The 12,925-nt window shown below is 43.9% G+C and carries 8 protein-coding genes, 19 tRNA genes and 2 pseudogenes; 25 read left to right on the top strand and 4 right to left on the bottom strand.

Annotated elements, in window-relative coordinates; genetic code table 11:
* The first annotated feature begins 75 nt into the window (after positions 1–75).
* The 20 genes and pseudogenes from JCM14108_RS03075 to JCM14108_RS02980 all read left to right on the top strand — a co-directional run bounded on the left by JCM14108_RS03075 (position 76) and on the right by JCM14108_RS02980 (position 4,203).
* Positions 76–148: transfer RNA gene (locus JCM14108_RS03075), tRNA-Val, on the top strand.
* A gap of 4 nt (positions 149–152) precedes the next feature.
* Positions 153–225: transfer RNA gene (locus JCM14108_RS03070), tRNA-Lys, on the top strand.
* A 41-nt stretch (positions 226–266) separates the two neighbouring features.
* Positions 267–339: transfer RNA gene (locus JCM14108_RS03065), tRNA-Thr, on the top strand.
* 4 nt (positions 340–343) lie between these two features.
* Positions 344–415, top strand: a tRNA-Gly gene (locus JCM14108_RS03060).
* 7 nt (positions 416–422) lie between these two features.
* A tRNA-Leu gene (locus JCM14108_RS03055) sits at positions 423–508 on the top strand.
* Positions 509–514: 6 nt separating this feature from the next.
* Positions 515–588 (top strand) — tRNA-Arg (locus JCM14108_RS03050).
* Positions 589–597: 9 nt separating this feature from the next.
* Positions 598–671 (top strand) — tRNA-Pro (locus JCM14108_RS03045).
* A 30-nt stretch (positions 672–701) separates the two neighbouring features.
* A tRNA-Met gene (locus JCM14108_RS03040) sits at positions 702–775 on the top strand.
* A 21-nt stretch (positions 776–796) separates the two neighbouring features.
* A tRNA-Ile gene (locus JCM14108_RS03035) sits at positions 797–870 on the top strand.
* 47 nt (positions 871–917) lie between these two features.
* Positions 918–1,005: transfer RNA gene (locus JCM14108_RS03030), tRNA-Ser, on the top strand.
* Between the two features lie 9 nt (positions 1,006–1,014).
* Positions 1,015–1,088 (top strand) — tRNA-Met (locus JCM14108_RS03025).
* 4 nt (positions 1,089–1,092) lie between these two features.
* A tRNA-Asp gene (locus tag JCM14108_RS03020) sits at positions 1,093–1,167 on the top strand.
* Between the two features lie 5 nt (positions 1,168–1,172).
* A tRNA-Phe gene (locus JCM14108_RS03015) sits at positions 1,173–1,245 on the top strand.
* A 14-nt stretch (positions 1,246–1,259) separates the two neighbouring features.
* A tRNA-Gly gene (locus JCM14108_RS03010) sits at positions 1,260–1,330 on the top strand.
* A gap of 16 nt (positions 1,331–1,346) precedes the next feature.
* Positions 1,347–1,420: transfer RNA gene (locus JCM14108_RS03005), tRNA-Ile, on the top strand.
* Between the two features lie 4 nt (positions 1,421–1,424).
* Positions 1,425–1,512, top strand: a tRNA-Ser gene (locus tag JCM14108_RS03000).
* 6 nt (positions 1,513–1,518) lie between these two features.
* A tRNA-Glu gene (locus JCM14108_RS02995) sits at positions 1,519–1,590 on the top strand.
* Positions 1,591–1,617: 27 nt separating this feature from the next.
* Positions 1,618–1,691: transfer RNA gene (locus JCM14108_RS02990), tRNA-Met, on the top strand.
* 4 nt (positions 1,692–1,695) lie between these two features.
* Positions 1,696–1,770: transfer RNA gene (locus JCM14108_RS02985), tRNA-Asp, on the top strand.
* A gap of 361 nt (positions 1,771–2,131) precedes the next feature.
* Positions 2,132–4,203 (top strand): annotated as a pseudogene (locus tag JCM14108_RS02980) (copper-translocating P-type ATPase).
* A gap of 84 nt (positions 4,204–4,287) precedes the next feature.
* On the opposite strand, the gene JCM14108_RS02975 reads toward JCM14108_RS02980, so the two are convergent.
* Positions 4,288–4,782, bottom strand: a complete 495-nt coding sequence (locus JCM14108_RS02975) for a hypothetical protein (RefSeq protein WP_035178344.1) — start codon at positions 4,780–4,782, stop codon at positions 4,288–4,290.
* Between the two features lie 114 nt (positions 4,783–4,896).
* Between JCM14108_RS02975 and JCM14108_RS02970 the strand changes: the two genes are divergently transcribed.
* From JCM14108_RS02970 to JCM14108_RS02960, 3 genes are all read left to right on the top strand, one after another.
* Positions 4,897–5,637: an MBL fold metallo-hydrolase gene (locus tag JCM14108_RS02970; protein ID WP_035178342.1), complete on the top strand. Its 741-nt coding sequence runs from the start codon at positions 4,897–4,899 to the stop codon at positions 5,635–5,637.
* A 118-nt stretch (positions 5,638–5,755) separates the two neighbouring features.
* Positions 5,756–6,154, top strand: a complete 399-nt coding sequence (gene spx / locus JCM14108_RS02965) for a transcriptional regulator Spx (RefSeq protein ID WP_035178341.1) — start codon at positions 5,756–5,758, stop codon at positions 6,152–6,154.
* Between the two features lie 116 nt (positions 6,155–6,270).
* On the top strand, positions 6,271–6,939 hold the full coding sequence (locus tag JCM14108_RS02960; RefSeq protein WP_035178339.1) for an adaptor protein MecA: 669 nt from the start codon (positions 6,271–6,273) through the stop codon (positions 6,937–6,939).
* Positions 6,940–7,011: 72 nt separating this feature from the next.
* Here the strand turns inward: JCM14108_RS02960 and JCM14108_RS02955 are convergent, their stop codons facing one another.
* Genes JCM14108_RS02955 through JCM14108_RS02945 form a run of 3 tightly spaced genes read right to left on the bottom strand, consistent with a single transcriptional unit; the run spans position 7,012 to position 10,702 of the window.
* On the bottom strand, positions 7,012–8,040 hold the full coding sequence (locus tag JCM14108_RS02955; RefSeq protein WP_035178337.1) for a glycosyltransferase family 2 protein: 1,029 nt from the start codon (positions 8,038–8,040) through the stop codon (positions 7,012–7,014).
* A gap of 18 nt (positions 8,041–8,058) precedes the next feature.
* Entirely contained in the window at positions 8,059–10,344 is a 2,286-nt protein-coding gene (locus tag JCM14108_RS02950; protein ID WP_035178335.1) for a glycosyltransferase family 39 protein, read from the bottom strand.
* Positions 10,334–10,702 carry a GtrA family protein gene (locus JCM14108_RS02945; protein ID WP_081759837.1) on the bottom strand — a complete coding sequence of 123 codons (369 nt, stop codon included), beginning with the start codon at positions 10,700–10,702 and terminating at the stop codon, positions 10,334–10,336. Before JCM14108_RS02945 ends, JCM14108_RS02950 begins: the two co-directional genes overlap by 11 nt.
* Positions 10,703–10,908: 206 nt before the next feature.
* On the opposite strand from JCM14108_RS02945, the pseudogene JCM14108_RS02940 reads away from it, so the two are divergent.
* Together JCM14108_RS02940 and JCM14108_RS02935 are read left to right on the top strand one after the other, a co-directional pair.
* A pseudogene (locus JCM14108_RS02940) lies at positions 10,909–11,600 on the top strand (response regulator transcription factor).
* Complete coding sequence (locus JCM14108_RS02935; RefSeq protein WP_035178333.1) at positions 11,597–12,910, top strand: sensor histidine kinase; 1,314 nt, start codon at positions 11,597–11,599, stop codon at positions 12,908–12,910. Before JCM14108_RS02940 ends, JCM14108_RS02935 begins: the two are co-directional and overlap by 4 nt.
* Positions 12,911–12,925 lie beyond the last annotated feature (15 nt).

The following is a 12,925-nucleotide window of genomic DNA, read 5'->3' as shown; positions in this document are numbered from 1 at the left end:
CAGTTAAGCTTCTGTACGCCAAGAGTAGTTGGGGGATCGCCCCCTGCGAGGGTAGGACGTTGCCACGCGATTTATGGAGGATTAGCTCAGCTGGGAGAGCATCTGCCTTACAAGCAGGAGGTCACAGGTTCGATCCCTGTATCCTCCATATTGAGCCGTTAGCTCAGTTGGTAGAGCATCTGACTTTTAATCAGAGGGTCGGCAGTTCGAGACTGCCACGGCTCATTACAATTGAATATTATTAAGCGCATAATATAATGTTGTATGCCGACTTAGCTCAGCTGGCAGAGCACCTGTCTTGTAAACAGGGGGTCGGAAGTTCGAATCTTCTAGTCGGCATTTTGCGGAAGTAGTTCAGTGGTAGAACATCACCTTGCCATGGTGGGGGTCGCGGGTTCGAATCCCGTCTTCCGCTTTATTATGCCGGGGTGGCGGAATTGGCAGACGCACAGGACTTAAAATCCTGCGGTCAGTGATGACCGTACCGGTTCGATCCCGGTCCTCGGCATATTTTGCACCCATAGCGCAACTGGATAGAGTGTCTGACTACGAATCAGAAGGTTGTAGGTTCGACTCCTACTGGGTGCATTAGTTCAACGGGAAGTAGCTCAGCTTGGTAGAGCACCTGGTTTGGGACCAGGGGGTCGCAGGTTCGAATCCTGTCTTCCCGATTGATAGAATACTATCAACGGCATCATCATCGCGGTGTAGCTCAGCTGGCTAGAGCGTCCGGTTCATACCCGGGAGGTCGAGGGTTCGATCCCCCCTGCCGCGATATAGGGTCTTGGACCTTCTTGGACCTTTAGCTCAGTTGGTTAGAGCAGACGGCTCATAACCGTCCGGTCGTAGGTTCGAGTCCTACAAGGTCCATTAGACTCAGTTTTATTTTATAATACATTTTTTTGATGTTACTTCATGGAGGATTACCCAAGTGGCTGAAGGGGGCGGTCTTGAAAACCGCTAGGTGGGTCAAACCACGCGAGAGTTCGAATCTCTCATCCTCCTTTTAATTATCGCGGGATGGAGCAGTCTGGTAGCTCGTCGGGCTCATAACCCGAAGGTCGTTGGTTCAAATCCAGCTCCCGCAATTTTGGTTCGTTGGTCTAGTTGGTTTAGGACGCCTGCCTGTCACGCAGGAGGTCACGAGTTCGAGTCTCGTACGAACCGCTTTTGGCTCGGTAGCTCAGTCGGTAGAGCAATGGATTGAAGCTCCATGTGTCGGCAGTTCGATTCTGTCCCGCGCCACTATAATTAAATATGCGGGTGTAGTTTAGTGGTAAAACCACAGCCTTCCAAGCTGTTGTCGCGAGTCCGATTCTCGTCACCCGCTTTTTATGTGTTATAATGGGCCTATAGCTCAGCTGGTTAGAGCGCACGCCTGATAAGCGTGAGGTCGATGGTTCGAGTCCATTTAGGCCCATATTGGAGAAGTACTCAAGTGGCTGAAGAGGCGCCCCTGCTAAGGGTGTAGGTCGCGTAAGCGGCGCGAGAGTTCGAATCTCTCCTTCTCCGTTAAATGACCCGTTGGTCAAGTGGTTAAGACACCGCCCTTTCACGGCGGTAACATGGGTTCAAATCCCGTACGGGTCATTCAATAACAGTTTAATTTTATATTATCGCGGGATGGAGCAGTCTGGTAGCTCGTCGGGTTCATAACCCGAAGGTCGTTGGTTCAAATCCAGCTCCCGCAATTTTGGTTCGTTGGTCTAGTTGGTTTAGGACGCCTGCCTGTCACGCAGGAGGTCACGAGTTCGAGTCTCGTACGAACCGTCATTTTAATCGAATGTCTCCAAAGCTTTGAGGGTCAGCAGACTACTTTGTTAAGTAACTGCTGACCCTCTTTTTGGATCCATTATTAGACAGTGAAATATTGTCTGAACAATATTCAAAAATCTTGAAGTCTACATTTGTAGTTGCACTTTTTGGATTTTAAGTCTACAATTGTAGATGGAAGTTGGTAATAAGAACCGTTTAATAAATAAAGTACGAAGATGTTGTTGAGAAGGGGGGATTAATCATGGCAAAACATGAGGAATCAATAAGACATATGAAGACGTCATCGGCTGATCAAATGAATAAGATGCAGGCTCAATCAGAAAAGGAAAAATCATTGACAGCCCAAAAAACACCGATGTCAGGCCAACATCATATGACAATGCAACATGATAGTATGACAGGCATGGATCACCAAATGGGTGGTATGGACATGTCGGATGATCATCAAATGTCGGGGATGCATGGTCATCATATGAATATGAATATGGGCGACTTAAATCGGCGCTTTTGGATTTCACTGGTGCTTACCGTCCCGGTTGTTTTACTTTCACCAATGGCTGGCATGAAGGCTTAACGTTTCAGTTCGTTTGGTCACCGCTGATTTTGGCTGTAATTGGCTCGATTCTGTATTTTTACGGCGGCAAGCCATTCTTTTCGGGTGCCAAAACGGAGTTTCAGACTAAAAAACCAGGAATGATGTCTTTGATTACCTTGGGGATTACCGTTGCTTATTTCTACAGTATCTACTCAGTGATTGCCAATCATCTTTTCCACGTCACCCCACCTGTTGATGAATTCTTTTGGGAACTGTCAACATTGATCGATATTATGCTGCTGGGGCATATCATTGAAATGAAATCAATTGATAGTGCCGGTTCAGCAGTGGATGCCCTGTCCAAGCTGTTGCCTGATACTGCCCGGGTTGTTAAAAACGGTCAGGTTGTGTCCGTCAATGTAGCTGACCTAAAGGTGAACGATGTTGTGCAGGTCCAAGCTGGTGGAAAAATTCCTGCCGATGGGTTGATTGTTAAAGGGACAACAACGGTAAACGAATCGTTGGTTACCGGTGAATCCAAGCTGGTTTCCAAAACCGTCAACGATGAAGTTATTGGCGGTGCTATTAATAATGACGGTACTTTTGAATTTAAAGTTACCAAAGCTCAGGGGGACAGCTTTTTGAATAAGGTGATGCAGCTGGTCCAGCATGCTTCTGAAAATAAATCTCACGCGCAAACCGTTGCTGATCGGGTGGCCGGGTATTTATTCTACGCTGCACTTTCAGTAGCAATTATTGCCTTCATTGTTTGGATGCTCGTTAGTGGGGCTACGGTGGCACTACCGATTGCCGTAACGGTCCTGATCATTGCCTGCCCGCACGCACTCGGCCTGGCAGTTCCACTGGTAGTTTCCCGCTCGACGGCATTGGCCGCACAAAATGGTCTGTTAATTCGGGATTCCTCAGCTTTGGAACGCGCTAACCGGGTTCACTATGTTTTGATGGATAAAACCGGTACTTTGACGGCGGGGAACTTCAAACTCAATTTTTATCAAACGCTTAATGATGCCTATTCAAAAACTGATATTTTAAAGATTGCCGGTTCCTTGGAACAAACCTCCAGTCACCCACTGGCTAAGGGGGTGATGACCGCCGTTTTGGAAAATCATCTTCAGATTCAGTCGGCTGAAAACGTTCAACAGATTCCCGGGTTTGGGTTAATCGGTAATGTTAACGGAAAGATTTACCAATTAGTTTCAAGCAACTTCTTTAATAAAAATCAGGTGCAATATGATCAAACAGTTGTTAATAAATTGTTGGCTGATAAAAATAATTCAATCAGCTTTTTAATTGAAAACAACCAGGTAATTGGCGCCATTGGTGAAGGTGATGAAATTAAACCGGGCTCCAAGCCAATGATCGATTATTTAAAACAACACCACATTCAACCGGTAATGTTGACAGGCGACAATGCGGCAATTGCGGAAAGTGTGGCCCGACAACTGGGGATCAGTGACTTTCAAGCAAAACTATTGCCTGAAGATAAGCAAAAAATTGTTTCCAAATATCAGCAAAAAGGCCCGACAATGTTTATTGGCGACGGTGTTAATGACGCGCCAAGTTTAAGTGGTGCTGATGTCGGGGTAGCCATTGGTGCCGGAACCGATGTCGCAATTGATTCGGCCGACATTGTATTAGTTCGAAGCGACCCCAAAGACGTGGTTGATCTTTTCAAACTTGCTAAGCGGACTTCGGAAAAGATGAAGCAAAACTTATGGTGGGGTGCTGGTTATAATATCATTGCTATTCCGTTAGCAGCCGGGATTTTAGCCTTTGCCGGCATCCTATTGAGTCCGATGGTCGGCGCCGTTTTGATGTCCCTCAGTACGATTGTGGTTTCCATTAATGCATTAACGTTACGGGTTGGTTAGAAAAAATATCAGGCTGTTTGCAAGAAACTGAGTTCCTGTGAATAGCCTGATATTTTTATTGATTATCTATAAAATGGTTAAAGTTTACTTCTCTTCAGCGGGCGTGTAATAGGATTCATGTGAATAAAAGCTCGGCGAATCGCGATATTCTTTTGGAACAAATTCATGTGAGGCGTTTTTCCAAAGTTCAAAATCACGGTACGATTTCCAAGTTCCCAAAATAACCCGTTGACTGATATCCTTATGATAATTCAAGGAATAAATAGAATACATCCCGGTCGGCAACCCATTGCTGATCAATTGATTGATTCTGGCGTCAAAAACCTTCTGCTGATCGAAATTTAAATCCAGTGTTGAGAAACTGATAAAGCTATCCCAATTGTCCGTACCGCCATGGCCCAGAACATCATAGAGCACCGGTGATTGAAAAACCGGTTTCTCTCCTGAATAATCCAACATCATAAGCTTACCTGTTTGATTTAACGCCTTATAAGTGACAAGCTTTCTATCAGGATGCTTCTCTCTGATTTGATTCATAATCCGGCTGTCACCAAAGGTAATTGCGATTTGTTTTTTCACAATCCCCACCTCCTGTATTCAAATTCATTATACTTTTTTTGAGATGGCTAGCCAAACATTTACTTTTTATGAATGCTCATTTATACTGGGTTCAAAAAGCAGGAGGCGGATTGATTGAAATTAACAGTACTTGGATTTTTAGGCGGCTATCCGGCAAATGGCAATGCAACCAGTAGTTATCTATTGGAATCCGCCGGTTATCATCTGCTGATCGATTGTGGCAGCGCGGCACTTTTAAGCCTTGAAGAAGTATTTGATCCCTTAAAATTGGATGGACTTATTTTAACGCATTATCACCACGACCATACGGCAGATGTCGGGGTTTTGCAATATTATTGGCAGCTGCATGAGCAGCGTTATCATCAGGCGGTGTTACCGATATATGGCCATTCACTTGATAAGATTAATTTTGAGGGTTTAACTTGGCCAAAGTCGACAAAGGGCGTTGCTTATGATCCTGAAAAACAATTGACAGTCGGTCCATTTGCCATCAGTTTTTTGAAAATGCATCATCCGGTTCCGGCGTTTGGACTTCGAATAGTTGAAAAAGAAACTGGGCGGGTATTGGTCTTTACAGCCGATACTGCTTATTTCCCGGAAATTGCCGATTTCGCGGATCAGGCGGATCTGTTAATGGCGGATACAAATTTCTTTGCGGCCAAAACCGGGACAAAATGGCACATGACCACAACTGAATCGGGTCGGCTGGCAAAAGCGGCCGGTGTTCACAAATTACTACTAACACATTTACCGGCCGAGGGTGACTTACAGCAGTTGAAACGTGAAGCGCAGGCTGCTGCCGGTTCGCAGGTTGAGACGATTTTGGCAAGTCGACATTTAACCATTGATTTATGAAATAGGTAAATGTGATGAAAGTTGGATTTTTGTTTGATTATTTTGTGAATCTTATGATTTTTATAACTTTTTCCTTTATAATCTAGATATACAAAAGATTATTAGGAGATGAGTTATTATGACAATTAAATTCTTAACAACCCCCAGCTGCACATCCTGCCGAAAAGCCAAAAAATGGTTGCTTGAAAATCGAGTTGCGTTTGAGGAAAGAAATATTTTTTCAAACCCGCTAACCAAAAATGAGTTAAAACAAATTTTAATGTTGTCGGAAACCGGCACGGAAGGGTTAATTTCGACTCGCTCCTACGTTTACGATCAGTTTAAGGATCAAATCAATTCACTGACGATTAGTGGCTTGCTGGATCTGCTGGTTGCGCACCCGGAAATGATCCGGCGACCGATCTTAATTGATGAAAATCGGCTTCAAATCGGTTTTAATGATGATGAAATTCGCTGTTTCTTACCGCGCGACATTCGTAAAAGTGATTTAGAACGAATGATTAGAAACGCACAGTGATTAAAAAGAATAATTTACTTGTCACTAACCATTTTTAGCCGTATCATTTACTTGGACAACAATTGTGTTACAATGATATAATAATTACCCTCGGAGATTGAAAGGGGTGGCTAACTATGGAAATGGAACGGATCAACGAGAATACAATTCGAGTTTTGATCGGAAATGATGACCTTGATAAACGCGGGATTACCGTTTTGGACTTACTCGGAAATCATAAACAAATTGAAAGTTTCTTTTATAGCATTCTCGAGGAAGTCGACAAGGATCATCAATTTCAAAATAATGATGCCGTCACTTTCCAAGTTCTTCCAAATCAGAACGGCCTTGAGCTTTTTATAAGTAAAGATGTCGATATGTCTGATGAAGATGAACCGCTGCTTGGTTCCGGCGACGGACGTGGGAAACACGATCAGGTTTCAAAATATATTGACGAACATCGTGTGGACGACAAGCCGCAAAATGATAAAAAGACCAATGATGAATTTGGTCATCAGAAACGAACCGTTATTCTTGAATTTGATGATTTAAATGATTTTATTGAACTTTCAAAAGCTTTACGCTTGGAAAATGGTACTTCGGATCTGTTTTTGTATGAAGGCAGGTATTTCTTGAAGCTTCAATTGTTCAGTAATGATCCGGTCAATATGATTGTCAGTGATGAAGTTGCGATTGCCAACGAGTATGGCAAGAAGACAACGGTTACTGAGGATGTTTTAAATGAATATGGTCAACAGATTATGGAAAACAGTGCGCTTGAACTAAGCCGTTACTATTTTAAGTAATTAATTGGTCAAAATAAAACCATCACCGCCAAATATCATAATGATTGGCGGTGACGGTTTTTTATTTTGAGCTTAAGTTCTTAACTGTTTTTGTTCAAAGGTTTGTTTTTTTCCCGGCCTGGCATAGTACATCGTTGTGTGATGCCCGGCTGTTGAAGAAGCGTGCTTTTTTGTACCGGATTGAAAGCCACTGGTTTTTGAAACGATGTATAACGGCCGTCTCCTGGAAGCTTCAAAAACCCGATACAGGTACGCGCCCACCAACCCCAGTGATAGGAAAATCAGACCAACCAACAGGAAGAGGGAGACAATCGCAAATTGAAGCGTGTGAAAACCAGTGATTAAAGTAACGGCTAAATAGCCGATACTAAAGATAATTGAAAGGCTTCCCAGCCAGTTTGCCAACTGGAGTGGAAAAGATGAAAATGAGGTAACACCATCCATTGCCAGTCGGATCATTTTAGAAAGCGGGTACTTGGACGTTCCGGCCACTCTTTCCTGTCGTTCGTATTCGACAGAATCTTGTTTAAAGCCGACCCAGCTCACCATGCCTCTCACATATGGATCGGTTTCGTTCATTTTAGCTAATTCATTAACAACTTGGCGATCCATCAGTCGGAAGTCGCCGGTATCAAGCGGGATATTAACATTGGTGATTTTTTTAAGGGTTCGATAGAACAATGCCGCGGTTACTTTTTTAAAAATCGTTTCGCCGTCTCTGGAAACCCGTTTGCCATAAACAACGTCAGCACCAGCCTGCCATTTTTTGATCATTTCGACAATCACGGCGGGTGGGTCCTGTAAATCGGCATCCATGACGACAACCGCATCACCGCTTGTGTAACGGATACCGGCCGTAATAGCAAGTTGATGACCAAAGTTTCTGGAAAATTGAACGAGTTTGATATTATTGTGCAATTGCTGCGCTTGCAGGATTAAGGCAACACTTGCGTCTTTTGAGCCATCGTCGACAAAAATTAATTCAAAATTTTGGGGCTGATTGCCAATAAAGGTTTCCAAGGTGTCAATTGTTTGCTCGATGCCTTGTTCTTCATTAAAAACCGGCAAGACAATTGAAATTAAATCCGAGTGATTTTCCATGTGAAGACCTCCTTTGTTTTATTTGTAAATAGTTGATAAGTCATACAGTGTTCCGGATTGACCCATTCCGCCCATGCCACCCGGCATTGCTGCCTGGGATTTTTGAGCAGTCTTACTTTTGGCTGCCTGAGCAGTTTTGCTGGTCTGCTTTGTCTTAGAAGTGCTTGGACGTTTCAGATTGCCGGGAGCACCTTTCTTTGCGCCACCTGGTGCTTTTGCGCCGTTCGGCGTATTTTTACCTGCCGATATTGTTTTCTCAGCAGATTTGGCTTGGCTGGAACCGCTTGTGGTTGGCTGATTGGTGGTACTGGTACTTTGATACAAACTACTTTTAACTTTGGTTGCGTGTTTTTTAATCCAATTAATAATTTTGGTATTTCCGGAACGGCCAGAGTAGTAGAAATACTTCAAATCACCATTTTTAACCAGCTTTTTAAATTGATTGAGGGTAATTGCCGGATCGGTTCCGTTGAAACCACCCATCGCCATAACAGCCTTGCCGGTTTTGATAATGTAAGGCGCCGCGCTGGTTGAATCACTGGTTGCAAAGAGATATTTCGCATTTCCCTGGTGTTTTTCCAAATAATTCAGCAGCTTGATATTTACTTGAGAATTACCCATTCCCATACCGCCACCACCGCCACTACCACTTTGCAGCAGTGATGGGCCGGCAGTTGGAATCATGGCCGACTCAGCCGCAAGTGTCGGTGTAAGCGACCACCAACCCGGTGCAGCGAGAATCCCGAGTGTAGCAACGGCGATGATACCACGGCTGGCCTTAGTTTGAGGGAATAAAATGAGCAGCAGGGAGGCAATCACTGCGACTGCCAATATCAGCCAGGTCAACCACGGGTAATAAGAATAAACGTACCAGGCCTGAAGGGCCGCGGTTACCAAAACAGCCAGTGGCAGAAGGTAAAATTTCCAGTTGGTCCGTAAAGTGGACTTAAACAGTTTTGTTAAAGCAACCAACCCAATTCCAAACAGGGCCGCGATTGGCGGTGCCAACATAATGGTGTAGTAGGGATGAAAGAAACTGGCAACAGAGAAGAAGCCGTAAACCGGGACTAACCACCCCGTCCAAAGCGCCAGCTGCTTTTGCTCATGGGTTAGGTGATACCAGCGTTTTTTCCGGTCCCGGAAGTAAACCAGTCCACCAATCAACCCAATGATGGCAAATGGCAGCAGCCAGCTAATTTGTGGGCCGAGTGATAATTGGAATAAACGGAACGGACCAATTGTTCCAATATTAAAGGCGCCGCCACCGCCACCGGCCATTTGACCTTTTTTGCCTTGGCCGCCAGGGCCGCCTGCTGGTTGATTAGCCCCTTTTTTGCCGGTTGGGGCATTTCCACCAGGCGCATTACCAGCCCCTTTTTTCATATTGGTCGGCATTTTACCGCCACCGGGCATGCCTTTATTTTTACCCTGACTTTTGGCATTCATGCCGCCACCAAAGGTGCCACCGGTTCCTGTCGTTTGGCCCAGTAATCGTTCGGTACCGTTATAGCCAAAGGCCAATTCAAGCTCTGAATTGGTTTCAGAGCCACCGACATACGGTCGTTGGCTGGTAGGCGTCAGATCAACTGAAAGTGGGTAGGCCAGGGTAAAAACAACTAAACCAACTGACGCAAAGGTCAGTTTTTTAATCTTTTGTTTCCAAGTTTCGTTGGCTGCCAGCCAGTAAAACAGGTACATAGCTGGTAAAATCATAAATGCTTGAAGCATCTTAACGTTAAAGGCAACTCCGATTAATGAAAAGCTGACGATTAGCGTCCAGACCTTTCGTTGGGCAATTGCCTTTTCAAGAAACCAGACTGCTAGAAGTAAAAAGAATACCAATGTCGCGTCCATGTTGTTGGTTCTTGAATCGGCTACGACAATTGGTGTAATGGTCATGGCCAAAGCCGCCAGTCGGCCGGCATTTTTTCCAAAATATGGGGCGACCAGTCGATACATTAAATAAACTGAGCCGACCCCGAACAGAACCGAGGGCAGGACAATGCTCCAGCCGTGTAGGCCGAAGATTTTGGCACTAATAGCCATAAACCACAAGGCTACCGGTGGCTTATCGACTGTAATATAACCGGCAGGATCAAAGCTGCCGTACCAAAAATTGCTAAAACTCATCGTCATACTTTTAATGGCGGACGTATAAAAAGCATTGGCGGAACCAGCTTTCCAGATTTGCCAACCATATAAAAATAGGGCTAATAATAAGACAAGTCCCAATTGCCAGTCCAAACGAATTTTTCTTGAAGATTGATTTTGGATATTCCTTGAAGCGTTGTTATTAATTTCCAAACCGTTGTGCCTCCTTCATAGATGTGTTTTTGAATACCCAAAATTTTGATAATAAGAAATTGGTGGGTACAGTAATGATTAAGCTAAAGATCGGAATCAAATGGTCGTTAACCATTGAAAGATGACTTAGGACACCAGCAAGCAAGGTACTGAGAGCCCAAGTAGATAAATAAGTGACGTAGTATTTAACAACAACTGATTTAAATTGCGCATGGGCTTTGAAGACCCAATGATTATTTAGTGTCAGACTGAGTAGTGATGTAGCGCCATAACCAACAGCCATCGCAATCGTTGCGCCGGTGGGTGCCAGTAACAATAAATAAACGATGTAGGTTAGGAGTGTGTTGCCGAATCCAATAACCCCAAATTTAAATAATTGCTTGAATCCTGTAATAACAAGTTACCTCCTTCTCTTTGAATAGATGTTATTCTAAGGAAACTACCATAAATCAAGCTTAAAATTTTTCATTTGTGTTAATTTAAATTTGAATAGTTGACGAACTCATGTAAAACAGATAGTTTAGTGAGAAGATATAACTGGTTGATAAAGGAGAAGAAAATTAAATGAAAGAACTGCATATTTTAATAATTGAAGATGATGAATCATTAGCTCAGAGTCTGCAACTGTTTTTAGGTGAAATCGCCCAAACCACGGTCTCTCACGATGGCTTTGAAGGTCAAATGCTGGGAGAAGAAGGTATTTATGATTTGGTTGTTTTGGATTTAATGTTGCCTCAAGTTAATGGTTATGACATTCTCAAACATTGGCGGACGCAATCCCATTTGGCGATGCCGGTACTAATCCTGACGGCAAAGGATACGTTGGATGACAAGGTTCACGGTTTTGAATTAGGGCTGATGACTATTTAACCAAGCCGTTTCATCGAGAAGAGCTATTGATGCGGGTAAAGGCTTTATTGAAACGAAGCGGTCACTTGGGAAATGATAATCAAATGGTCGTGGCCCCGTTTACGGTTGACTTGAGCAAACGAACAGTTAACGTAAAGGGGAAAATACTGGAATTAAACGGCAAGGAGTTTGACCTGCTGGTTTACTTTCTTCAAAATCCCGATACGATTATCACAAAGGAACAGATTTTTGATCGACTTTGGGGATTTGAGTCGGAGACGGCTATTTCAGTTGTTGAAGTTTATATGAGTAATTTACGAAAAAAGATTAAGCAGGCAACGGATTTAAAGCCGATTAAAACATTAAGAAACGTGGGGTATATGTTTGAAACGGAGGAGCTTGCGTGATTAAGGGGAATCCACAAAGAAAGCAACAGCTGTCTTTGTTTGCCAGGGAACTGATTGGCTTTGCGCTTTTATTTGCAATTTTGGGATTAGTGGTTAATTTCTTCTTCCAACAATCGATTTACGAAAATATTGATCGCGGATTGCGTTGGCAAAAGATTGGTATTCTAACTAACCGACGTCAGCCGACTTTTCGCACCGGTCAGACTTCGGGAAACTCGCAGACACCGCCGCCGGCTCGAAATACGCCCTTTCGCACAAATGTCTTAATTTTTAACAGCAAGGGTAAGATTGTGAATAATCAAATGCTGGGGAACCGGCTTTATGAGGTTTTTGGCAATACCCGGCTGGACGTTACCAAAGTTAATAAAATTCGGGAGATGACATTAATGTCTTCTGATAACTCGTGGCATTATTTTCGGACTTTATTAATCAAGGTTCCAAAGACGAATCCCAATCCGATGTATGCAGGTCGTTATGCGCTGATTTTAGAGAATATTGATTCAGATCTGCTGGCAATCCGGGGATTTCGGCAGTCACTGTTACTTACGCTGCTGATTTTTTGGTTTCTGGCATTCGGTGTCGCTTATTTTCTTTCACGTTCAAGTATGAAGCCGATTTTGGAGTCGTGGAATCGTCAAAAGCAGTTTAGTGCCAATGCGGCCCACGAATTGCGGACACCTTTGACGGTGATTCAAAATCAGATGGAATATTTACTGACCAAGCCCAAATCAAGTGTTATGGAACAGGCTGAACCGATCTCAACAACACTTGAAGAAGTCAGACACCTGCAAACATTGACCAACCGCTTGTTAACACTGGCGCGTTCGGATGCGGATATTATTCAGATTAATCGTCAGGAGATGAGCCTGCAAACTTGGTTTGAACAGACAATTAAACCATATGTAGAAATTGCCCGCAGCCAATCCAAATCAATGGAAACGTCGATTCGGGCCGCGGGAAAGGGCCATTTCGACCCGGATTTGATTCGACAGTTGATTATTATTTTGTTGGACAACGCGATTAAGTACACCCCAAAAGGCGGAACAATCATTTTCCGGGTTGCCAAAGTTAGGGACAACCGGCTAAAAATCGAAGTTCGGGATACCGGTTCCGGTATCCCGGATGCTGACAAAAAGCATGTCTTTGAACGCTTTTACCGCTCTGACAAATCACGGAACGCTAAAACCGGGGGCAACGGGCTTGGTTTGGCTATTGCCAAGTGGATTGTCGACGAACATAAGGGGACTGTTTCCGTTGCTGACAATCATCCCAAGGGAACGGTATTTACGGTCTTTATGCCATTAAAATAAATGTGGCTGTACGTT

This window comes from Lentilactobacillus farraginis DSM 18382 = JCM 14108, assembly GCF_000583655.1.
Taxonomy (GTDB): domain Bacteria; phylum Bacillota; class Bacilli; order Lactobacillales; family Lactobacillaceae; genus Lentilactobacillus; species Lentilactobacillus farraginis.
Note: the sequence above shows the minus strand (reverse complement) of the source record. Positions and strands in the feature narration are given on the sequence as shown.